Here is a 22,011-nt window from a genome sequence, read left to right on the forward strand (position 1 = left end):
CAGAGCTGCTGTTATTTTGTTTATCAACCTTCAATTAATCCTTATTATTAAACAAGTGTATAAGATGTATCAGATATAAAATCATGCTATAACTGTAACAAAGCAGTAACGTATTGGTATGACTTTACGCATAACAAGTAGTATGCGAAACACCAATATAGGGTAGGAAAAGAATTCAAGGTTGGATATATGCTTACAGTCGCAACAGCAGCACCGAATAAAGCTATTTTATCAGAACGTATTCAAAAACTGATTAGTGGGTTATCTAATGGCGTTTATGAACGTGAAGAAACGATCAAGTTATGCCTCTTAGCCGCATTGGCAGGGGAAAGTGTATTTTTATTAGGACCTCCAGGTATTGCTAAAAGCCTAATTGCTAAACGATTAATCCAAGCTTTTGATGATAGTAAATTCTTTGATTATTTAATGACCCGTTTTTCGACTCCTGAAGAAGTATTTGGTCCATTGTCTATTCAAGAACTAAAAGACAATGGCAAATATGTCCGTTTAATTGATGGTTATTTACCAACCGCTCAAGTGGTTTTTCTTGATGAAATTTGGAAAGCAGGTCCAGCTATTCTAAATACATTATTAACTGTTGTTAATGAACGTACATTTAAAAATGGTCAGGATATTCTGCCAATACCGATGCGACTATTGATTACTGCGTCTAATGAATTACCAGATGCAGATAGCGGGTTAGATGCATTGTATGATCGTATGTTAGTACGAGTATTTGTTAATCGCATTCAAGAAAAAAGCAACTTTAAGTCAATGTTAATGGGGGATGGTTGCGGGCTAACTTCAATAGATCCAGCATTAACCATCAAAGATGATGAGTATCAAAACTGGCAACAGCATATTGAAGATGTCACTCTAACTGACACCCTTTTTGAAAAAATTTATCAGTTAAAGTCAATGATAGAAGCACGTTCAGGTGAAATTACCGAACATGCAGCAGAGAGCGAGTTGTATATTTCAGATCGACGCTGGAAAAAGTCAGTACGGTTATTGAAAGCAAGTGCATTCTTTAATGGACGAGATCAAATTAATCCACTTGATTTACTACTACTTCAAGATTGTTTATGGCACAGCCCTGAATCACGCAATGTTATTGTTACTATTATGCAAGAATTTGCGACAAAATATGCGTTTGATCAGAAAGATGCCGTTGCTGATGCCAAACAAACCTTGGTGCTGATTGATGCCATTAATCAGGATATATGTACTCAGCTTGCGTTAACTTTTACGCGTGAGAGCACAATGCGCAAAGAGTGGTTTAAATATAACTTTGCCACAGCAACGCGGTTTAATATTAATAATAATCCACGCATGATCAAACTCGTGATGTTGCAGCAAAATACTTCGGTGTCAGAACAAGAACTAGGTGATAGCCGCTGGGTTTATATTGATGGGGATGAGTTTGATAAAAAAATTCGTACTGGAAAATGCGATATTTATGGCTTCGTAAATAAAAATACTCATCTATGTCGACTACAGTTTGAAATAGATGCCGAAAATCGATTAGTGATTAAAGATATTGCCAATCGACCAGTGCTTGTGGGTGTGACTGGTAATAAAGGCTTAAAGGCCTCACAACAGCAACAGTGGCAACAAGATGTTGATCAGGCAATGGCGAAAATTACTGAGTCTGAACATAATATAATTAAAGCGCGAACTTCGTTTCATGGCGCATTACCACATAATTTTATTAGTGGTGATTTTCCTGCAATGATCGAGCAAAGTTTGAGTGATTGTGTTGAAGAGGTCGCAGAAGTCAAACTCGTCGCTGAAAAAAGTGCTTTTAGAATTACTCACATGGATGAATATTTTTCGCAACAGTGATTGAGATAGTAAGCAACATTGCTATAGATAATGAAAAAGACAGTAAGGATAGATGCCTATGCCAGTATCTGAAGGGTTAAATTTTGCTTTGATGCTTGCAGAGTCGGGTGTTATTGATTCGGCTGTACATGAAGTCATGGTACGGCCACAATTGTTAATGGCAGCTGAAGCGAGTCCTGGAGTGAAAACCGCCATGAAGAATCAAATCATGAAATGGCGTGGTCAAATGCTAAAGAAGACAGCAAAAGGAACGGTTGTTGAACAATTCAGTGATGAGATCAATTTTTACCAACAGGTTTGCACTTGGAATCAAGAATACTTTATTGCTCATTCTGAGCAGATCGTTAAGCGATTAGAAGGCCAATCGGCATTTTATTTCAAAGCTAAAAGCTTATTTGCAAAAGAACAAAATCAGCATAATCCTATGTTTCAACGTTTCTTCTGTGATAAATGGTATGACTACCTTGCTCATGCTTTGCGTGAAGCTCAAGAGTCTGAAGTAGAAGATCAAAAAGACAAATTGTTGCAAGATCTCTATCAACGCATTGAAACCATGAAAAAAATGGCGACAGTGACAGATGCTGGTGATGCAAGTAAAGCGGGGCGTTTATGGGATATGGCGCAAGCGAAATTGACTAAAACAGATGTTGATGTCATGAAAAAAATCGCAGCGTTCTTAAAAAAGAATAATGGCCTGCAAGATATCGCTGAAAAATTAGGTCGAATGGCAAATGAAGTTGATGATCCTAATAAAGAGCGTGTAAAAGCTGAGCAAATGAAGCTGGTGGAAGAAATTAGTGACAATGTCACCGATGATATTGTTGGTATCCATGAAAGTGATGATTTGACGAAGTTATTACCCAATGAAGCGATGTTTTTAGCGTACCCTGAACTTGAAGTGATCTTTTATAAACACTTAGCTGATAAGCAGTTAATGAATTATCGCATGCAAGGCACACAGCGAAAGTTACGCAAGGTAAAGGCTTTTCAGCGTCAAACTAAACAGGTTGATCAGCCAAAAGGACCATTTATTGTTTGTATTGATGCGTCTGGCTCAATGTCTGGTTTTCCTGAAAATTGTGCCAAAGCACTTGCATATGGGTTAATGCAAATAGCGCTCGTTGAAGAGCGAGATTGTTTTGTGATCATGTTCTCAACCCAACAAATCACTTATGAATTAACCAAACAAGATGGATTACATGAAGTGGTTAACTTTTTGTCATACTCATTTCATGGTGGAACGGATTTAGGGCCAGTATTGGATCAATCAATCGATCTTATGGCTGAAGGGAAATACAAAAATGCTGATTTGGTGGTGCTATCAGATTTTATTGCGCCGAGTCAGCCAGACGCGATGCAGTCACGAGTACAAAAGCTAAAACAGCAAAAAAACCGGTTTCATGCTGTCAATTTATCAAAATATGGTAATCCTGAATTACTGGAATTATTTGATCATTGTTGGTCTTATCATCCGTCAACGTTAAGTCATCTTGGACGGCTGTTTAAATTGCGTTAACGGCTATTTACGCTGTGATTTAAGGAGCACGTTTGAGGCTCCTTTATTTTATTTTGAAATACTCAGTCAGTGCCTTTTTCCATTGGTTACTTTTACGAAACTGTAATAATTCACGATTAATGATTTCATCATAAGGGCTATTTTCTGCCAGCACGATACCATAATTTTGTTTTTCAAATTGATATGGAAGTACTTGTAATCGTTGGTAATCACCTTGGCTTTTCGCCTTTTTAATTTGATACCTTAAAATAGCATCATCATCGACAAGTGCATTGATTTCGCCGTTATTCAAAGCCACCAGCATTGCGGCAACGGTCGGGTAAGTTTTATGACTAATGCTGTGGTTCGTTAAAAAATTTGAGGCGGTTGATGATTGCTTGGCACCAGTGAGCACATTATCTAAATCATTGGGGCTTTTTATATCACTATTAATCAGACCTAAAGTAAATGAACTTGCTAAAACCGCAGTGATACTGGCTATAAATAAGGTTGTAACAACCGCTAATAACACCGTGAGCACTCGCCCAGTTAACGTTTTAAATTCATAATAATTAAACGGGCCTTTGGTGATAAATAATAGCCCTAATATAAATCCTTCAACTAATCGAGCTAGAGGTGATTTCATAGAATAAAGTTTACGGTTAACACGGTGCTCAAGTAGATAATAAATACCACCAACCGTCGCTGCGGTTATCAATATAATGGCTAGGATCTGCAACAGTTTTTTATTAAAAATAATATGACTAAACGTTTGCCAATGACTTTTTTGTTTAACTGCGATGGCTAGATTGGTCTCGTAAAAAGAATGTGAAAAATCCAATATTTCTTCGCGTTCAGGGGTGATAGATATACACGATAAGCCAATATCAAGGCTGCCATTAGCAACACCATCCAGTAGCTCTTTGAGTGGCAGAACTTGAACCGAATAGTTAAGGTTAAGATTGGTCGCAATATTATTCCACAGTAAAAAGCTTAAGCCTTGATAGCTATTTTCATCATCAATCATTACAAAGGGAGGGCAAGAATAGGTGCCGACGCGCAGTGTTTTATTGCTGATGTTAGCCTCAGCATGAGTATTAGCAGAATAAGGTGCGATCAACACCCACATAGCGATAATAGATAATAACCAACAATAACGTACTAGATAAGGCGCAGACGATAGGGAGTTAATTGGCATAATATCACTCCAAATAAGATTGATTAATATTTAAGTATAAGTGCTTCTTTAACAATAATAGATATTACAATGAGCTGTTTATTGGATGATGTGGCAAGTTTTTAAAACTAAGAGATCAGTTTTTGATGCCAATTGTGTGTTTATTGCGCATTTGACTATTAAGGTGCTAAGGTTATCTGGGTTTAGCATGTACAATGCTGCGCTCAATTGTATTTGATTCCTGCGAGTAGCAAAGATGACCCAAAAGAAAGCCGCACAGCCTAAACAAGGCCTACATCCACGTAACCCACACCGTGCGCGTTATGATTTTGCGACACTAACCCAATCTACACCTGAGTTGGCACAATATGTTAGTGAAAATGCTTATGGTGATCTTTCCGTAAACTTCTCTGATCCTCTCGCAGTAAAAACCTTAAATAAAGCGCTGTTAAAGCATTTTTATCAAGTTGATTACTGGGATATTCCAGCAGGCTTTTTGTGCCCACCAATCCCTGGCCGTGCTGATTACATTCATTACATTGCCGATTTATTGGCGCAATCTAATGGCGGTGCTGTGCCTCAAGGTAAAGGTGTTCGTGGTTTAGATATCGGTATCGGTGCTAACTGTGTTTATCCGATCATTGGTCATCGTGTTTACGGCTGGCAGTTTGTTGGCTCTGAAATTGATAAATTAGCGGTTAAATCGGCGAAATTCATTGCGGCAAATAACCCTCGCTTAAAGGGTGCGATTCAGATTCGTCTGCAAAATAATGTTGATAATATCTTTACGGATATGATCAATGAAGAAGAAGTGTTTGATTTCACCATGTGTAATCCGCCATTCCACGGTTCAGAAGCGGAAGCAATGGCAGGTTCAGAACGCAAAGTGCGTAACCTTGCCTCTAACTCAAGCAAAAAGTGCCAAGCACATGGTCGTAGTAATAAGCTTTCGGCATTTAATGCCAAATCAGAATCTACAACGCCAGTGCTTAACTTTGGTGGTCAGAGAGCCGAGTTGTGGTGTACAGGTGGCGAAGTTGGCTTTATTAAAAAGATGATCAACCAAAGTGCGACTAAAGCAACACAGTGTTTCTGGTTTACTACACTGGTTTCTAAGAAAGAAAATCTTGGTGTGATTTATAAGCAGCTTGAAAAAGTTAGCGCATTCCAAGTAAAAACCATTGAAATGTCACAAGGACAGAAAATCTCACGTGTTGTGGCGTGGACATTCTTAAACGAAGAACAGCAAGCAGAGTGGCAAGCAGAGCGTTGGGCGTAACTGCCTAATATTTTGTAACTTTTCAATCGTTACATACATTTCCTTAAAGCGGCCATCATGGTCGCTTTTTTTATGGCTGCGATTTGAGCTTATCTTTATTGATAAACCCATTACTGGGTTATACAAAAAAAAAGTTGTACAACGAAAATATCTTCGCTACATTTACTGTACAACATTTAACAATTGTACAACTTTAGAGTGTGATTTGGAGGCAATATGGGGATTCCAGTAGGTATCAGCGCTTGTGTATTAGGGCAGAAAGTTCGCTTTGATGGTGGTCATAAACGAAATCGTTTTGCTGATGAAGAATTAAGCGAACATTTTGACTTCAAACCTGTATGTCCTGAAGTCGGTATTGGAATGACGATACCGCGTCCAGTTATTCGTTTACTTGATAACACCATTGATGTTCGTCTTGTTGATAGTAAAGATAATAGTATTGATTACACAGATAAAATGATCGCATTTACTGATAATCAATTACCGAGCTTCGAGAATCTGCGTGGATATATTGTGTGTGCTAAGTCGCCAAGCTGTGGCATGGAACGGGTTAAATTATACTTAGACAATGGTAATTCAGTACCGGGGGGCTCTGTCGGTATTTTTACTCAACGGTTAATGGATAAAATGCCATGGCTACCGATTGAAGAAGATGGCCGCTTACAAGATCCAGTATTACGCGAGAATTTTATTTTCCGCATTTACGCATTAGATGATTTATATCGCTCGGTAGCTGATGGCGTAAGCCGTGACAGTATTATCAAATTTCACTCGCGTTATAAATTATGTCTGATGGCGCATGATCAGCAAGCTTATCGTGACTTAGGCCGTTTTGTTTCTGATATTCATCAATGGGATGATTTGGATGCATTCTTTATTGAATACCGTCAGTCATTTATGGATGCATTGAAGAACAGAGCTAGCCGCAAAAATAATACCAACGTATTAATGCATATTCAGGGCTACTTTAAGCGGGATTTAGACAAATCACAAAAAGCGGAACTGCGTGATGTGATTATGCGTTATCGCGAAGGAAATTTACCGTTAATAGCACCATTAACCTTGATAAATCACCATTTAAAAGTACATCCAGATAGTTATTTAGCCGATCAAACCTATCTAGAGCTTTATCCAGAAAGTCTCAAGTTACGTTACTCGTTATAAAAACATTAATTACTATAGATGTTTAATCATTAATGCTAAAGGGGTTTTATGAGTCATCTTACTGAAAATCAATTGTTTGCAATCAGTGAGGTTTCTGAAATTACTGGGGTTAACTCGGTAACATTAAGAGCTTGGCAGCGTCGTTATGGATTACTTGTGCCACAACGAACACCGAAAGGTCACCGTCTATATACTCAAGCCGATATTGTCAAAATTCAATTAATTCTCGATTGGCTATCCAAAGGTGTATCTATTGGTAAGGTGAAACCGTTATTAGCCGGTAATTGTGATCCAATCTTAGAGCCACAACAAACCTTAGATATTACTGCTGAAATACTGACGGCAATCCATGATCTTAATGGATTTAAATTAGAGCGACTGATCAATGAAGCATTGAAAATTTACCCTTATAAGGTGATCCAACAACGATTATTACCCGAAGTTAATCTTGTTATTGAGCACCAAGACAATCCGTTATCTGTTATTCAAAAAAGTCTATGGTCAACAACTCTAACTATAAGTTTTATAAATATTATTACTAAAATTAATAATGAAAAAAAACTCAATTGTTTACTACTTAGCTTTGATAAGCACAAAAATTATAACATTTGGCAGCAAGCATTGGCGTGGTGCTACAAAGGTGACGGTGTCACTATTATGGATAATCTATCAGGTCGCTTAACCGGCATTTCAGCTTTTGTTCGCGATAGTGATATTCAAAATATGGTCGTGGTAGGTGAGACAAAGTTAAGTCGCCGTCAATTAGCAGATATTGAAATGATAGCGCAAGAAACGGGAGTGAAATTACATTTTGTCGGCAGTATTAAAACTATTCATGGGCAGTAACCAAGTAAGTTTAAAGCGCGTTAAAGTCGTATTAACAAGGGGATAATGATGAATTCTGAGCCTCAATCTACAAACCATGCGCTGTTATGGTTACGAGCTGATTTACGCATTAGTGATAATACAGCTTTAAATTGCGCTATCGAATCGGGTTTACCTGTAATTGCGATTTATATCTCAACGCCTATGCAGTGGTATCAGCATCATATTTCAGGTCGACAAGTTGATCTTATCGAACGACGATTAAAAATTGTTAAACAACAGCTTAACGATATTAATATTCCTTTATTAGTGCTTGAGTGTGACGATTTTTCTACCGTACCTGAGACTATTATACAGTTGTGTCAGCAGCATCAAATTAGCGCAGTTTATTGCAATCGTCAGCATGGATGGAATGAAAAACAACGTGATATCGCTGTTAAACAAGCATTAATTACTGACAATAAACACTGGTACTGCAGTGATGATTATTGTGTTGTACCGCCAGGTCAAGTAGTAACACTGCAACAACAAATGTACAAAGTGTTTACGCCATTTCGTACGGCATGGTTAAAACAGTTTTTACAACATAATTATCAACCGACTACAAATAGTGACAAGGTAACGTTTAGTCAGCATTGCTTGAGTTTAATCAACGATAATCTTGACGATAACGCTTCTTTTCAGCCTTTTAATTACAGTAAACAAGACAGCTTATTATGGCCCGTTGATGAACAAGCCATTCAGCAACGGTTGCAAATGTTTTGTGAAACCAAAGCTGAATATTATCAGCAACAACGAGATTTTCCTGCTATCGATGGCACCAGTTGTCTTTCTCCTTATTTAGCTATCGGCGCATTATCTGCGCGCCAGTGTTTAGCGGCTTTAATTGAAACACAGCCGCAGTGTGTCGAAATAAATAGCCACAACGGCGCTTTTGTGTGGCTCAGTGAAGTGGTATGGCGTGAGTTTTATAACCATTTACTTGATAGTTATAATCGTTTAAGTAAACACCAGCCATTTCAGCTATATACCCATAATATTCAGTGGTTAGAAAACAGTGACCATGTACGAGCATGGCAGCAAGGACAAACCGGTTATCCGATTGTCGATGCAGCGATGCGCCAACTTGCGGCAACGGGGTGGATGCATAATCGGCTACGGATGATCAGTGCCAGTTTTTTAGTAAAAGATTTGCTGTGTGATTGGCGTATCGGTGAGCAGTGGTTTATGCAGCAGCTTATTGATGGTGAATTAGCATCTAATAATGGCGGTTGGCAATGGGCTGCATCGACAGGGACTGATGCGCAACCGTATTTTCGTATTTTTAATCCCACCACTCAAAGTGAGCGTTTTGATGCTGACGGTGAGTTTATTCGCCAATGGATACCAGAGCTAGAATCAGTTCCTGATAAATATATTCATGCGCCTTCATTATGGTCGGGTTTTGGCGGGGTAAATTATCCATTACCAATTGTTGATCATAAGCAAATGCGATTACTAGCTATTGATAGTTATAAGCAAGCCAAAACATTGCATGACAGTTAACATCAGCTTTAAGTCAATACAATAACAAGGACATTATTATGGTGAACACAAATAATACGGTAATTAATACCTTTATTGAGGTTTATAGCCAGCTAGATAAGCACAATTTAGCGCTACTCAATAGTGTTTATCATCCTGATATTGTATTTGAAGATCCAGCGCATCATATCGCAGGCATTGACGCACTACAGCAATATTTTAAGGCTCTGTATTGCAACATTAATAGCTGTACTTTTGTAATTAATCAGGCTGTTGTTGAAAATGAGCATGCTTTTCTACAATGGACAATGACCTTTTCACATCCACGATTACAACAAGGTAGGCAGAGAATATTAGTTGGATGTACTCAGCTAACCATTGAGCAGCAACGGATCATTTATCATCGTGACTTTTTTGATTTGGGTGCGATGTTATACGAAGGATTGCCTGTCATTGGTAGTGTTATCAAACACATTAAAACGAGGTTAGGCCAATGAAAACAGCACTTATCACTGGCGCAAGTTCGGGTATTGGTCAGCAATTGGCACTGGATTATGCCAACGAGGGGTGGCAAGTGTATGCCTGCGGCCAAAACCAACAACGGCTACAGCAGTTAGCTATCGATGTTGTAGCTACCGCTGCTGGAAACATTACGCCATTGATATTTGATGTCACTGATGCAAACCAAACTCAGCAGGTGTTATCACAATTAGATGTTTTGCCTGAGCTGATTATTTTAAATGCAGGCACATGTGAATATATCGATGATGGTGTGATTGATAGTGGTTTATTTAAGCGTGTGTTTGAGGTTAACTTTTTTGGCATTATTCATTGTTTAGAGGCGATGCAAGATCGTTTTACTGCTGCAACCCATTTGGTGATTATTAGTTCATCGGCAGCTTATACCGCATTGCCTCGCGCAGAAGCGTACGGTGCTTCAAAAGCGGCTGTTTCATATCTTTCAAATGGTTTAGCGGTTGATTTAAAACAAAAAGTAAAAGCCGTTACCTTAGTTAGTCCTGGGTTTGTTGCTACACCCTTGACCAATAAAAACGATTTTCCAATGCCTATGATTGTTAGTTGTGAATACGCCTCAGAAAGAATACGCCGCGGGATCATTGCGCAAAAGTCAGAAATACATTTTCCCCAAAAATTCACCTTATTATTAAAAGCAATTGCCTTATTACCTGTCGCTGCTCAACAGGCAATTATTTACCGAATGACAAGGAAAGCATCATGAAAATAGCCATTATAGGATCAGGTATATCGGGATTAACCTCGGCTTGGTATTTACGCCATCAACATCAGGTTACTGTGTTTGAAGCCAATGATTATGCTGGTGGACATACAGCCACTGTCGATGTTGAAGTTAACAGTGGTCAATATGCAATTGATACTGGGTTTATTGTTTTTAATGATCGTACCTATCCCAATTTTGAGCAGTTATTAAAAGAACTTGAAATTGAAGGCCAAGCCAGTGAAATGAGTTTTAGTGTTCATAATGATAATAACGGGTTGGAATATAATGGTCATGATGTCGCGTCGCTATTTGCTCAAAAAAAGAATCTATTTAAGCCGCAGTTTTTTCACTTCTTATATGAAATTACCAAATTTAATCGACTCGCAAAACAAACAGCTAATACTGCGATAGATCAACAAACACTTGGGGATTTTTTACACCAGCATCAGCTTAGTGATTATTTTACCGATAATTACATTTTACCAATGGGGGCGGCTATCTGGTCATCCTCATTAGAAGATATTCGTAATATACCGTTAGATTTCTTTTTACGATTTTTCTTAAATCATGGTTTGCTTGATATCGTAAATCGGCCGCAGTGGTATGTGATCCCTGGTGGATCCCGTGAATATGTAAAACGCATGCAATTACAAATAGGCCAGTTGATTCAATTAAACTCGCCAGTACAGCAGGTCAGTCGTTTAAATGAGCATGTTTATATTACAGTTAATGATACGGTGAGTGTTTTTGATCATGTGATTTTTGCATGCCACAGTGATCAAGCCTTGGCGTTACTGGCTGATAGTAGTGCCGATGAGCAGCAGGTGTTATCTGCAATGGCATATCAAGATAACGAAGTGGTGCTACACACCGATGACAGTATTTTGCCAGATGCCAAAGCAGCGTGGGCGGCATGGAATTACCATTTACCGCTTATCAACGGTGACTCACAGCATCAGTTACCTGCCTTAACCTATAACATGAATATTTTACAAGGTATCGACGCACCTGAAACATTTTGTGTCACTTTAAATCAAACTCAAAATATCGATCCCAATAAGATTTTACGTAAATTTACCTATGCGCACCCAATGTTTAATCGTGCCAGTATTAATGCTCAACAACAGCGACAGTTAATTAATGGTATCAATAACACCTGGTTCTGTGGTGCTTATTGGTATAACGGTTTTCATGAAGATGGCGTAAGAAGTGCACTTGATGTCATTGAAGCGATTACACATACCGATCCTATTCGTCATTCAGTATTAAAGCATGTTACTGACAGCAATGAATCAATCAAGATGGTAGGTAATAGTGGCCAAGATTATGCGCATTATTAATAGTGGTATTTATAGTGGCGATGTACGTCATCGTCGTTTTACACCGGTATTACATCGTTTTCGTTATTCGATGTTTATGGTGTATCTCGATGTAGATGAAATTAATACTCTATGTGACAGTGTAACGGGTTTTGGGCGTAAATGGTTCCATTTTGCTCGGTTTCGTCGTCAAGATTACATCGCTGGTGCTGATGATATTAACCAAGCGGTAACTGATAAAATTCACCAACTGACGGGAAAGCGTATTACTGGCAAGGTCAGCATGTTGTGTCATTTGCGATATTGTGGATTGTATTTTAGCCCATTAAATATGTATTACGTTTTTGATCAGCAAGGTGTTTGGCAATATGTGCTCGCAGAAGTGAGTAATACGCCTTGGAATCAGCGTCATTATTATGCGATACCAGCCAAGCAATATTGGTCACATAAGCATTATATTGATGATAAAGCGTTTCATGTTTCACCGTTTAACCCAATGGATCAAGACTATGTATGGCAGCTTTCTCAGCCTGATGGCATTATAAATATTCACTTAGAGGTTCACGCAAAAAAAGATAGCATTCATCGAGAGGGTAAAAATGACATTGACGAGAAAAGCCATCTTAACGGCAGTGTTACACCCAAAACCTTTGATGCTACGTTAGCAATGCAGAAACAGCCCTTTACCACTAAAACCTTATTACGGCAGTTGTTAATAACACCCATTATGACCATTAAAGTTGTGGTCGGCATATATTGGCAAGCGTTTAAACTGTGGCGTAAGGGGGCACCGATTTACGATCATCCGAATCAACACCATAAATAGTAAAGGAAGATACTATGCTTAGAAGTGAATTAGAGCCTGTAACATCAACTCGATTATTAAACCATGAGCGGTCACGACGTATTATCTTTACCTTATTGCAGCAGTTATCAAATGTTGGCTTAACGCTGTCTGAGCATGGCGGAGATACCCATTTCTTTGGTGATAAGCAAGCCAGTTTACAAGCCAGTCTTACTGTTATTAATCCTCATTTTTATAAACGTTTATTAACTGATGGCAGTATTGGTGCAGGTGAAGCGTATATTGATGGCTGGTGGGATAGCCCTGATTTAACCAATGTGGTGCGCATTTTGGCTCGAAACCTGACAACGCTTGATAAAATTGAAGCGAAAGTCGGTTGGATAACCAAACTAGCAAAGCAATTAAGCCACTTTTCGCATCGAAATAACCATCAAAATGCCAAAGATAATATTTCAGCACATTATGACTTGGGTAATGATTTATATCGTCACTTTCTAGATGACAATATGCTCTATTCTGCGGGTGTGTATTTATCTGATTCCGATACGCTAGCTCAGGCGCAAATCAACAAAATGGCACGATTGTGTCAACAATTACAACTTACCGAGCAAGATCACTTATTAGAAATAGGTACTGGTTGGGGCGGAATGGCAATTTATGCGGCTCAGCATTATGGTTGCCATGTTACCACGACCACCATATCTCAACAGCAATACCAATGGGCGCAAGAGAAAGTAAAACAAGCAGGCTTAGAGGATAAGATCACTTTATTACTGCAAGACTATCGTGATTTAACCGGCCAATACGACAAATTAGTATCGATTGAAATGATTGAAGCTGTCGGTAAACAGTACTTGCCTACCTATATCAAAAAATGCCAATCATTACTGAAACCCAATGGGTTATTTGCGATTCAAGCAATCACCATCGCTGATCAACGTTATGAAAGTTACAGTAAAGATGTTGATTTTATTCAAAAGCATATCTTTCCTGGTGGATTTTTACCGTCAATCAGTGTTTTACAATCATACTTAACTGCTCACAGTGATTTTGTTACACGTGATATTAAAGATATCGGTATAGATTACGCCAAAACTCTCGCTGATTGGCATGTGGCGTTTAATCGTAATAGTGAAGCGTTAAACCAATACGGTTATGACGAACGTTTTATGCGAATGTGGCGTTATTATTTCTGTTATTGCGAAGGCGGATTCTTAGAGCGAACCATTAGCACTATTCAATTATTGGCTAGTCGTCCCCAGTGGCGTTAATCATGAAATTTGTCGCGATAGGACTTGGCTTTAATCTGTTTTGGTTGTTAGCAGTATGGGGTCAATATCAGTATATAGGTATATTGATATCACTTTTAATCGGTTGCTGGTTGTTTTACCGCCGTAGTTTTACGTTTGCTGTCACCGCTAGTGTTGTGGGGATCTGCGGCGATTATATATTGTTTAAACTGGGGGTTATGCAGTTTCCATTACCGACGGATCCATTGTTTGCTCCTTTTAGCACGGTAATACCGCTGTGGTTAATCTTATTGTGGCTAGGGTTTACTTCTATGGTATGGATCATGCGTGACCAAATTCAAAGGTTACCACTATGGGGGGTGATCATTGGCGGTAGCCTTGGTGGCGCATTAAGCTACTGGACTGGATTAACCTTAGAGGCCGTGATGTGGCCTTATGGTGAAGTTATAACCTTTATAGCTATCGTCGTTGTCTGGGGGGGGTACAGTGGCTATTTATGGTGGTTATTACATCGAATGACCCAAAGGAGAACCACGTGAAGACATATTCGATACTATTGGTTTTAATGATGACGGTGAGTTTACCAGTACAGGCTTCGTCATGGGTTACATGGCAAACCGTGGGTGAATCAACATTAAAATGGGGCTGGTGGAAGATATATACCGCGCAACTTAAAACACCGACGGGTAAATATGATGCTAATGATGCAAATGATTTAGCACTGATTATTCGTTATTTGCGTGATATTGATAAACAAGATCTGCTAAAAGCAACCGATGATCAGTGGCAACACTTAGGTTTTACATCACAACAGCGACAGCAATGGTTGAACCAACTAGCACATCAATGGCCGAGTGTAAAACAGGGCGATAGATTAGTCTTTGTCACCAACGCGATAGAAGGGCGATTTTATCAACATGGAAAACCATTGGGAAAACCACTTTCAAAAGCATTGAGCAATGCCTTTATTAGTATTTGGTTATCAACGAATACTGAATACCCTAAATTGCGGTTACAACTCATTGGTCAATAGCGGCCATTACCCTTGTTACGATTAAGCAGCAAACGGAGATACTATGTATATTCCTCATACTCACATCAATAATAGTAATCAAAAAATGCATATGCCTTTATATTGGTTACTGATGATCTGGATGGTATTGTTATTAAATGGTTGTACAACTTCCATTGATGATTACCAGAATGCTAAACCTAAGTTTGATTTGTTTAAATTTTTTGAGGGTAAAACTCAGGCATGGGGAATAGTTCAAGATTATAAGGGTCAACAAATACGCCGATTTAATGTTGAACTTAATGGGGTTATTACTGACAATCAGCTCGTTCTTACTGAAGATTTTGTTTTTGATGATAACCAAAAGCAACAACGAATCTGGACAATCACCAAGCAAGCAGATGGTCATTACCTTGGTACTGCTGATGATGTTATTGGTGAAGCAGTAGGTTATGAAAAAGGTAATGCACTTAATTGGCAATATGTATTAGCAATGGATGTTAATGGTTCTACATACCATATTAATTTTGATGATTGGATGTTCTATCAAAATGATAACCAGTTATTCAATATTGCTAAAATGAAAAAATGGGGTTTTACTGTTGGTACAGTAACGTTATTTTTTCAAAAATCATGAGTGAAAATCAAATGGTTTTCCATGATAAAGGTTTATTAGGAATGTAATAAATGCTTTTCTTTATACATACTCATATCTGCATGGTTAATCATGCAATCAATATTTTCATCCTTAATATTACTGGCGTGAATATAATATGTACCAATCGATGCGGTAATAATAATATCATCAATTTCTATATGGTTTAATTCAGATAATATAGTCATTTTTTTTATGTTAGCTTCTATTTGTGTGTGAACCTCACTATAGATAATAAACTCATCACCACCTAGACGTGCTACACCCGTTTTTTCATTAGTTAGTTTTTGTAATTTAGAAGCATATTTTTTTAAAACACGATCACCAAATCGATGCCCATATTGATCATTTATCTTTTTGAAATTGTTGATGTCTATATAGAATAGGGCAATATATTCATTTTTAAGTTTTATATTTTTAATAGCCTTATTTATATGTCGATAAAAAGCGCGGCGGTTCCAAATATTAGTTAAGCAGTCATACGACGCAAAGTGGTTAAGTTCTTGTTGTTTAATATTGTTTTCAATAGCAATTGAGCATACTGTCGCTGCCATTTCAAGTAACTCATACTCATCATCAGACAGCATGGAGTTCTGTGAGCAATGCGAATAAATAATACCTAAGACATTGTTTCTTGAGGATATAATCGGTAATCCATAGCAAGAATTGAAATGATTAATTGTTTTTAGGCTATAATACTCCCGATATTCATTGTTGGTGGTTATGTGTTCAGAAATTATTATTTTCTTTTTTGAACACACGTTTTCAAAATGAATTTTAGCGGGGTTGATCATAAACCTTTCACGACATGTTTTATTACTGTTCTTATTAGTGAACGGCATGAACTTATTTTTGTTTTTATCAAAAAGTAGAATTGATGTTTGTCGGCCATTAAAAGTAGTCTCTGTTAATTCAATAACACGTAATAACATTTCAGGTAGTGATCCTTCTACAGGTAAATGTTTTAATATTTTATTAAACGAACGGTATGCTGTAATTACTGCACCGGACATATTGTATTCCTAATAGTATAAATGACACGTTAAAACTAAGTTGCTTTCTAGTGACATACTATACTAATAATTTAAAACAATAGAAGTTTTCTTTATTGATTATTGGTTTTAATAAGTGATCTATAATGCTTTTTTGCATTATTTATAATTTAAATAAATAAACATATTCATTTAAATTATACCTCTTGCCATTATTATCACTCGTTTTAACACCCAGCGAATTAATAACGGCATTTTATCTGACTCTGATTCTTGAGTATATTTTACAATCGCGAGTGCAATATCAGGTTTAGCGTGTTTTTTTAAAGCACGATAGATAATTTTACGAATAGGCATATGATCATTTTCTGAAATATTGGCAAGTTGGCGAAATAAGGGTTCATAGCCTTTTTTAAATAAGAAGTGTTCGATATCTTTAGCGGGTAATACGGTTAAGCGTTCACGTTCACTGTCATCATGTAATAATAACCTGACTTTATCGGCATATTTTCTACCCGCGGGATCACCATCAGCGACAAGGTGCCATTCAATGCCTAATAAACGGGCGAGTTTAATCAGTGGTTTTAATCCACTTTGTGCAAACTCAATTACATGAATACCTTCAGCGGCAAGATTATATCCAGTTAAATGTGCCATTTCATTAAATAGCCAGACTTCAGTTTCTCCTTCTACTAATAACCATACACGAGCATAAAACGCACTTGGGCGATGCATGCGGACATGAAAGGTTACTTTACGAATATCATCTTTATTGAGTTCACCATTATTAACCCCATGCACAATAGTTTTTTGTGGCGTCCGTTGTAAGCGTTTAATATCACCGAGTGGAACAACACTTAATAACTCAGGACTATTGGTGGTTAATATCTTTTGCATTGGCATATTTTGAATAAACGCCCATGCTTGATGGAGCATGATTGGATGTAATCGTCCTTCAGGATCTTCTAAGATCATTATTGGCCGTGAAATACGTTTAAGATCAACCGTACCTCGCGCACGAATATATTCATTGAGCAACCCCATTAAAAGCAGTGTAGCCTGTTTAGTCATCTTAGGATGTATCAATTGATCAAAAGGGTTGGTGTTGTGATCATTATGTTGATTGTGGAGGGGATAATAAGATTGAGGCTGGGCTTTACTGCGTGAGTGCGGCGCAAAAGCAAAGTAATGATCAACTAATGAACGTAATGTATTTATGCTACTTTTTATTTCAGCGCTACTAACATGACCAGGTTGTGTCATTAGGCGACGGCAAGTATTATCAAGCCGACGTTGAATACGAGTAGATTCGCGATTCTTTGCTGGTGGCATTATTGAGCTATTATGTGGCACGCTATGGGGATTAGTATATTCTAAATGGCGCGCATCTCGAATTCTAACTATTGGATGTAACACCATCAGTTGCCGTAAAAACTTGTTGGTATCTGGATGTTCAATTACATGACCGTCGGCATGTAAAAAGTGACGATGAGTAATGATCTTATCGTTTTCGATATGGCTATCTATTTGTATATAAAGATGCTTGAGATTATTTTTTTCTATCCAAAATGGATCAAAGGCACGATAACGGCGAGCACGATATTCACCTTGATAATCTTCATGCCAGCGTAATACTATTTGTAGCGAAGATGCACGTTGATGTCCAATAGCATGATCGACGTGAAAGTCTGAGAATTTGGTTTCGTAAAATTCTGCACTGGGCGATAGCACTAAACTTAATGCGTCAAGCAGTGATGATTTTCCCCATGCATTTTCTCCAATTAGAACGGTCAATTGATTAAATGATAGTGATAGCCGTTTAATACCTCGAAACCCAGCAATTTCAATATGCTCTAAATGCATAGCTTTTCCTTATTGTTTCTTTACAACATAGTCTAGAGATTATAAGAAAGGGATCGTTTTGCTCACATTATTGATACAATCTTCAAAATAAAAAAGTTACTATATCGATGCTGAATATTTAAAGAAAACAATTATAAAGGATGATCCAATGGCTAAAATGATTCACGCTATGATTCGTGTTATAGATCTTGATGCGTCATTAGCATTTTATAAACAAGCGTTAGATTTAGATATTGCTGAGCGACTTGATTTTGATGGTTTTAGCTTAGTGTATCTGCGTAATGATGAAAACGATATGGAGCTTGAACTAACGTGGAATGAAGGAACAACAGAAGCGTATACTCATGGTACGGGTTATGGGCATATTGCTGTCGCTGTTGATGATCTTAAAGCCGAATATCAAAAATTAGCAGAGCTTAATTATCACCCAGCAGAGATTAAAGAGTTTTACCGTGATGGCGTCTTATTAGCTAAATTTTTCTTTGTTCAAGATCCTGATGGTTACAAAATAGAATTTTTACAACGCCATGGTCGTTACCAATAATTAATAAAATACTCATTGCTGAGTGAATAAAAATTATCCAGATGGTATTAAGCTGTTATTCACTCAGCGATTTAATCTAAAAAATGGTATATTTTAATAGAGATCTCATTTTTATGTCGCTCAATGTAATCTGTTTTCTTATTAGATGGCGATCTTTATTTTTGTAATGCTGTGAGCGTTATAAATCAGTTGTCAGTTGGTACTGATGGTTCTGGAGGAACTGAAATTATTATGACTGTTAATCACGCAGCAACGATCACTTTTGCTCATATCAATGATACTCACTCTAACTTTGAGCCTTCCGCAATTTCGTTATCCCTCTCAGCTGAAGTATTAAAAACTGAAACATCTGTTTATGCCAGTTGTGGTGGTTTCTCTCGTATTTATTCTGCGGTTAAAGAAGTTAAACAAGATGCTTTTCTTCATCAGCGTGAATTTATGTTTTTGCACGCAGGTGATTGCTTTCAAGGCACATTGTATTTCTCTCTATATAAGGGAATAGCAAATGCGATTATGCTTAATGCTATAGGTATCGAGGCTATGGCTTTAGGTAATCATGAACTTGATATTGGTAATGATGTTGTCGCTGATTTTCTTGACCATACGGCATTTCCATTATTAGCTGGTAATTGGGATTTATCACAAGAAGATCAAAATAAACGTAATCCTTTACGTAATAAACGAAATATTTACGCGTATGATAATAAAAATCAATCGGCACATTATATTATTAAGCGCGTTCATGGTGAGCCTGTCGCTATTTTTGGTCTTGCAATTGAAAATATGGCGGGAATATCCAGTCCAGATCCAGATACCTTTTTTCATCATGTTACAACGGTTGCACAAAATACCATCGCATTACTTAAAACAAAAGGTATTAATAAAGTTGTTATTTTAAGCCATTTAGGTTACGACCGAGATTTATTATTAGCCCAAGAAGTTAATGGTATTGGGGCGATTATTGGCGGTCATAGCCATACTATGCAAGGTGACTTTACCAATATTGGTTATGGTAAAACAGATACTTACGCATTGATGGTAAACAATACTTGTGTCGTGCAAGCTGGTTGTAATGCGCTGGCACTGGGCCAATTAACACTGGTATTTAATGCTGATGGCAGCGTGGAAAGTGCAACTGGCTGTAATCAATTATTACTTGGACGTAAATTTACAATTGACGCAGGGCGTACTCAACATCTTGATCATGATAATCATAATAAAGTGCGAGATTATTTACAGCAGCAGCAAAATATTCGCTTTGTGGTAAAAGAACCGCGTATAGAAAACATGCTTAATGAATATTATCGACCCGCAGTACGCGTATTGCAAACGGAAAAAATAGCCAGTATTAATGAACCATTGCGCCATATTAGAGTGCCAGATGCGAAAGGTCCTAGTGATATTGCACCATGGGTAGTAAAAAGCTTTGTTTGGCAAGCAAGAGAGTTAGGTCACCATATTGATTTTGGAATTCATAATGCTGGTGGAGTCAGGTGCTCGCTTAATCCTGGGATAATAACGCCAGCTGATGTTGCGGGCCGATTATTGCCTTTTGCGATTGGTATTATGATGTATAGCGTCAAAGGGCTACGTATTCGTCAGGCACTTGAAGGGGCAATTGATAACGCCATTAATAACGATATTGAAGGCACTGGTGATGGTAGTTTTCCCTATGTTGCTGACTTGCGTTATGTGTATCGCTGTGGATTACCAAGTGGTCAGCGGATTGAAACGCTAGAGTATTACACCCAAGGACAGTGGTTAGCTGTTAATGATGAAGATGTTTACACCTCTGTATCTTCAGGTTATACCGCAACAGGAAAAGAGGGCTATGCACCTTTACTTGATTATGTGGTTGAACCTCAAGCACTGAATGTCACCATGGCAGATGCATTTGAAGCGTTTGCTAAACAACAGCATGAATTTAATAAACCGACCGAGAATCTAACTGTCTTCATTGCTTGTGATAATCATAACTAATTATTTACAGCTATTATTTTTGAATAAAAAGCACATTAATCGCACTTAATCGATAAGGTATTATCTTTTATAGTGCGATATTCTGGGAGTTAATGGTTATATTTATTCAATTATTTGGATTAGATTATCTAATGCTAATTACTAAATAATGTCATTATTCAACACGACTAACGTTGCGTTATTATGCTGCCAATTCCATTAGTAACGGCTTAAATTGAGAGGCATCATGGCACAGGTATTTGATTTTGATTCTATTCCAGCACCTATAATGAATAATCAAAAAGCATATTCATTGACGTTTAAAGGTCTGCTTGTTCATGCTCGTGATATCCTTTTTAGCCGTTCAGCAGCGACACCAAAAATGCGTAATATCTCTGATTTACCATTGCATATTCAAAAAGATATTGGCTTATATCGCTAATACTCTAAAGATAGAAAAAGCCGTAATAATACAGCGATTTTCATTAAAGAAAGATAACCAGCCACTGTGCTGGTTTTTTTATACCTGAAATATCACTATTTATCGTCAATATTCTTGATACTCTCATTTGATTATGATGGCAGTGGTTATTTCCTCAATGAAGAAAACTATATAGTATTGATCAGATTGATATTCTAGCAAGTGCTCGTAGTAACGGGTGCCATTGATAAAAATAATAAGAGGTAGTAATGGGCTTATTTTCTTGGCTTTTTGGTAATAAAAAAGCAGTAACTGCTGTTGATGTTGAACCAATTGAATATAACGGTTATTTGATTTATCCAGAGCCAAAGCAAGAGGGAGGACAATTCCGTATTGCTGGACGTATTTGTAAAAAAAAGTGAAGAAACAGTGCAAACTCATTACTTTATACGATCTGATGTTTTACCGTCTCAAGCAGATGCAGAAACATTTATGGTTAAAAAAGCACAGATGTTTATTGATCAAACTGGCGATAGAATGTTTAAATAAATAGCACATATACAACATATTTCATTGCAATCGTGTTATTTGCTGGGTATCTTGTTTTTAGCGATTAAAAATAACGTCTAGATGTTGCGCTTT

General features: G+C 37.6%; 20 protein-coding genes and 1 pseudogene. 18 read left to right on the forward strand and 3 right to left on the reverse strand.

Features of this window, described 5'->3' with window-relative positions; translation table 11 throughout:
* The first annotated feature begins 189 nt into the window (after positions 1–189).
* Both BTN98_RS14470 and viaA read left to right on the forward strand, forming a co-directional pair.
* On the forward strand, positions 190–1,845 hold the full coding sequence (locus BTN98_RS14470; RefSeq protein WP_060997909.1) for an ATPase RavA domain-containing protein: 1,656 nt from the start codon (positions 190–192) through the stop codon (positions 1,843–1,845).
* A gap of 58 nt (positions 1,846–1,903) precedes the next feature.
* Entirely contained in the window at positions 1,904–3,361 is a 1,458-nt protein-coding gene (gene viaA, locus BTN98_RS14475) for an ATPase RavA stimulator ViaA (protein WP_060997908.1), read from the forward strand.
* A 43-nt stretch (positions 3,362–3,404) separates the two neighbouring features.
* Here viaA and BTN98_RS14480 read toward each other — a convergent pair whose 3' ends face one another.
* Complete coding sequence (locus tag BTN98_RS14480; protein ID WP_060997907.1) at positions 3,405–4,538, reverse strand: transporter substrate-binding domain-containing protein; 1,134 nt, start codon at positions 4,536–4,538, stop codon at positions 3,405–3,407.
* Positions 4,539–4,773: 235 nt separating this feature from the next.
* Here BTN98_RS14480 and rlmF point away from each other — a divergent pair, with 235 nt between their 5' ends.
* The 12 genes from rlmF (at position 4,774) to BTN98_RS14540 (ending at position 15,572) form a co-directional block, all read left to right on the forward strand.
* Positions 4,774–5,796, forward strand: coding sequence for a 23S rRNA (adenine(1618)-N(6))-methyltransferase RlmF (gene rlmF / locus BTN98_RS14485; RefSeq protein ID WP_060997906.1), 1,023 nt, complete (start codon positions 4,774–4,776; stop codon positions 5,794–5,796).
* Positions 5,797–6,012: 216 nt separating this feature from the next.
* The gene (locus BTN98_RS14490) at positions 6,013–6,960 is read left to right on the forward strand and encodes a YbgA family protein (RefSeq protein ID WP_060997905.1); all 948 of its coding nucleotides are present in this window, start codon (positions 6,013–6,015) and stop codon (positions 6,958–6,960) included.
* 48 nt (positions 6,961–7,008) lie between these two features.
* Positions 7,009–7,806, forward strand: a complete 798-nt coding sequence (locus BTN98_RS14495; RefSeq protein WP_060997904.1) for a MerR family transcriptional regulator — start codon at positions 7,009–7,011, stop codon at positions 7,804–7,806.
* Between the two features lie 48 nt (positions 7,807–7,854).
* Entirely contained in the window at positions 7,855–9,330 is a 1,476-nt protein-coding gene (phrB, locus tag BTN98_RS14500) for a deoxyribodipyrimidine photo-lyase (RefSeq protein WP_060997903.1), read from the forward strand.
* A gap of 38 nt (positions 9,331–9,368) precedes the next feature.
* Positions 9,369–9,806, forward strand: coding sequence for a nuclear transport factor 2 family protein (locus tag BTN98_RS14505; protein ID WP_060997902.1), 438 nt, complete (start codon positions 9,369–9,371; stop codon positions 9,804–9,806).
* Positions 9,803–10,549 (forward strand): SDR family NAD(P)-dependent oxidoreductase, encoded by a 747-nt coding sequence (locus BTN98_RS14510; protein WP_060997901.1) that lies wholly within the window; start codon positions 9,803–9,805, stop codon positions 10,547–10,549. The genes BTN98_RS14505 and BTN98_RS14510 overlap by 4 nt, the downstream gene beginning before the upstream one ends.
* Entirely contained in the window at positions 10,546–11,889 is a 1,344-nt protein-coding gene (locus BTN98_RS14515; RefSeq protein WP_082732141.1) for an NAD(P)/FAD-dependent oxidoreductase, read from the forward strand. The genes BTN98_RS14510 and BTN98_RS14515 overlap by 4 nt, the downstream gene beginning before the upstream one ends.
* Positions 11,876–12,694, forward strand: a complete 819-nt coding sequence (locus tag BTN98_RS14520) for a DUF1365 domain-containing protein (RefSeq protein ID WP_060997900.1) — start codon at positions 11,876–11,878, stop codon at positions 12,692–12,694. Before BTN98_RS14515 ends, BTN98_RS14520 begins: the two co-directional genes overlap by 14 nt.
* Before the next feature lie 14 nt (positions 12,695–12,708).
* Positions 12,709–13,944, forward strand: coding sequence for an SAM-dependent methyltransferase (locus tag BTN98_RS14525; protein WP_060997899.1), 1,236 nt, complete (start codon positions 12,709–12,711; stop codon positions 13,942–13,944).
* Positions 13,945–13,946: 2 nt separating this feature from the next.
* Positions 13,947–14,462 (forward strand): DUF2878 family protein, encoded by a 516-nt coding sequence (locus tag BTN98_RS14530; RefSeq protein ID WP_060997898.1) that lies wholly within the window; start codon positions 13,947–13,949, stop codon positions 14,460–14,462.
* Entirely contained in the window at positions 14,459–14,956 is a 498-nt protein-coding gene (locus tag BTN98_RS14535) for a chalcone isomerase family protein (protein WP_231730680.1), read from the forward strand. The genes BTN98_RS14530 and BTN98_RS14535 overlap by 4 nt, the downstream gene beginning before the upstream one ends.
* 43 nt (positions 14,957–14,999) lie before the next feature.
* On the forward strand, positions 15,000–15,572 hold the full coding sequence (locus tag BTN98_RS14540) for a DUF3833 domain-containing protein (protein ID WP_231730679.1): 573 nt from the start codon (positions 15,000–15,002) through the stop codon (positions 15,570–15,572).
* A gap of 35 nt (positions 15,573–15,607) precedes the next feature.
* Here BTN98_RS14540 and BTN98_RS14545 read toward each other — a convergent pair whose 3' ends face one another.
* Both BTN98_RS14545 and BTN98_RS14550 read right to left on the reverse strand, forming a co-directional pair.
* Positions 15,608–16,603 (reverse strand): sensor domain-containing diguanylate cyclase, encoded by a 996-nt coding sequence (locus BTN98_RS14545; protein ID WP_060997896.1) that lies wholly within the window; start codon positions 16,601–16,603, stop codon positions 15,608–15,610.
* Positions 16,604–16,774: 171 nt separating this feature from the next.
* A complete protein-coding gene (locus BTN98_RS14550; protein WP_060997895.1) occupies positions 16,775–18,445 on the reverse strand; it encodes a DUF2813 domain-containing protein in 1,671 nt (556 codons plus the stop codon).
* A gap of 148 nt (positions 18,446–18,593) precedes the next feature.
* Here BTN98_RS14550 and BTN98_RS14555 point away from each other — a divergent pair, with 148 nt between their 5' ends.
* The 4 genes and pseudogenes from BTN98_RS14555 to BTN98_RS14570 all read left to right on the forward strand — a co-directional run bounded on the left by BTN98_RS14555 (position 18,594) and on the right by BTN98_RS14570 (position 21,918).
* A complete protein-coding gene (locus tag BTN98_RS14555; protein ID WP_060997894.1) occupies positions 18,594–18,989 on the forward strand; it encodes a VOC family protein in 396 nt (131 codons plus the stop codon).
* 231 nt (positions 18,990–19,220) lie between these two features.
* A complete protein-coding gene (locus tag BTN98_RS14560) occupies positions 19,221–20,969 on the forward strand; it encodes a bifunctional metallophosphatase/5'-nucleotidase (protein ID WP_060998000.1) in 1,749 nt (582 codons plus the stop codon).
* A gap of 226 nt (positions 20,970–21,195) precedes the next feature.
* Complete coding sequence (locus tag BTN98_RS14565; protein WP_060997893.1) at positions 21,196–21,390, forward strand: hypothetical protein; 195 nt, start codon at positions 21,196–21,198, stop codon at positions 21,388–21,390.
* Between the two features lie 248 nt (positions 21,391–21,638).
* Positions 21,639–21,918: pseudogene (locus BTN98_RS14570) on the forward strand (HlyU family transcriptional regulator).
* Positions 21,919–22,011 lie beyond the last annotated feature (93 nt).

It is taken from the genome of Photobacterium aquimaris, from assembly GCF_002954455.1.
GTDB lineage: Bacteria > Pseudomonadota > Gammaproteobacteria > Enterobacterales > Vibrionaceae > Photobacterium > Photobacterium aquimaris.

What these genes read in the sequence shown, in the direction of transcription:
- BTN98_RS14470 (WP_060997909.1), top strand. Translation starts at nt 190, where the DNA reads ATGCTTACAGTCGCAACAGCAGCACCGAATAAAGCTATTTTATCAGAA.
- viaA (WP_060997908.1), top strand. Translation starts at nt 1,904, where the DNA reads ATGCCAGTATCTGAAGGGTTAAATTTTGCTTTGATGCTTGCAGAGTCG.
- BTN98_RS14480 (WP_060997907.1), bottom strand. Translation starts at nt 4,538, where the DNA reads ATGCCAATTAACTCCCTATCGTCTGCGCCTTATCTAGTACGTTATTGT.
- rlmF (WP_060997906.1), top strand. Translation starts at nt 4,774, where the DNA reads ATGACCCAAAAGAAAGCCGCACAGCCTAAACAAGGCCTACATCCACGT.
- BTN98_RS14490 (WP_060997905.1), top strand. Translation starts at nt 6,013, where the DNA reads ATGGGGATTCCAGTAGGTATCAGCGCTTGTGTATTAGGGCAGAAAGTT.
- BTN98_RS14495 (WP_060997904.1), top strand. Translation starts at nt 7,009, where the DNA reads ATGAGTCATCTTACTGAAAATCAATTGTTTGCAATCAGTGAGGTTTCT.
- phrB (WP_060997903.1), top strand. Translation starts at nt 7,855, where the DNA reads ATGAATTCTGAGCCTCAATCTACAAACCATGCGCTGTTATGGTTACGA.
- BTN98_RS14505 (WP_060997902.1), top strand. Translation starts at nt 9,369, where the DNA reads ATGGTGAACACAAATAATACGGTAATTAATACCTTTATTGAGGTTTAT.
- BTN98_RS14510 (WP_060997901.1), top strand. Translation starts at nt 9,803, where the DNA reads ATGAAAACAGCACTTATCACTGGCGCAAGTTCGGGTATTGGTCAGCAA.
- BTN98_RS14515 (WP_082732141.1), top strand. Translation starts at nt 10,546, where the DNA reads ATGAAAATAGCCATTATAGGATCAGGTATATCGGGATTAACCTCGGCT.
- BTN98_RS14520 (WP_060997900.1), top strand. Translation starts at nt 11,876, where the DNA reads ATGCGCATTATTAATAGTGGTATTTATAGTGGCGATGTACGTCATCGT.
- BTN98_RS14525 (WP_060997899.1), top strand. Translation starts at nt 12,709, where the DNA reads ATGCTTAGAAGTGAATTAGAGCCTGTAACATCAACTCGATTATTAAAC.
- BTN98_RS14530 (WP_060997898.1), top strand. Translation starts at nt 13,947, where the DNA reads ATGAAATTTGTCGCGATAGGACTTGGCTTTAATCTGTTTTGGTTGTTA.
- BTN98_RS14540 (WP_231730679.1), top strand. Translation starts at nt 15,000, where the DNA reads ATGTATATTCCTCATACTCACATCAATAATAGTAATCAAAAAATGCAT.
- BTN98_RS14545 (WP_060997896.1), bottom strand. Translation starts at nt 16,603, where the DNA reads ATGTCCGGTGCAGTAATTACAGCATACCGTTCGTTTAATAAAATATTA.
- BTN98_RS14550 (WP_060997895.1), bottom strand. Translation starts at nt 18,445, where the DNA reads ATGCATTTAGAGCATATTGAAATTGCTGGGTTTCGAGGTATTAAACGG.
- BTN98_RS14555 (WP_060997894.1), top strand. Translation starts at nt 18,594, where the DNA reads ATGGCTAAAATGATTCACGCTATGATTCGTGTTATAGATCTTGATGCG.
- BTN98_RS14560 (WP_060998000.1), top strand. Translation starts at nt 19,221, where the DNA reads ATGACTGTTAATCACGCAGCAACGATCACTTTTGCTCATATCAATGAT.
- BTN98_RS14565 (WP_060997893.1), top strand. Translation starts at nt 21,196, where the DNA reads ATGGCACAGGTATTTGATTTTGATTCTATTCCAGCACCTATAATGAAT.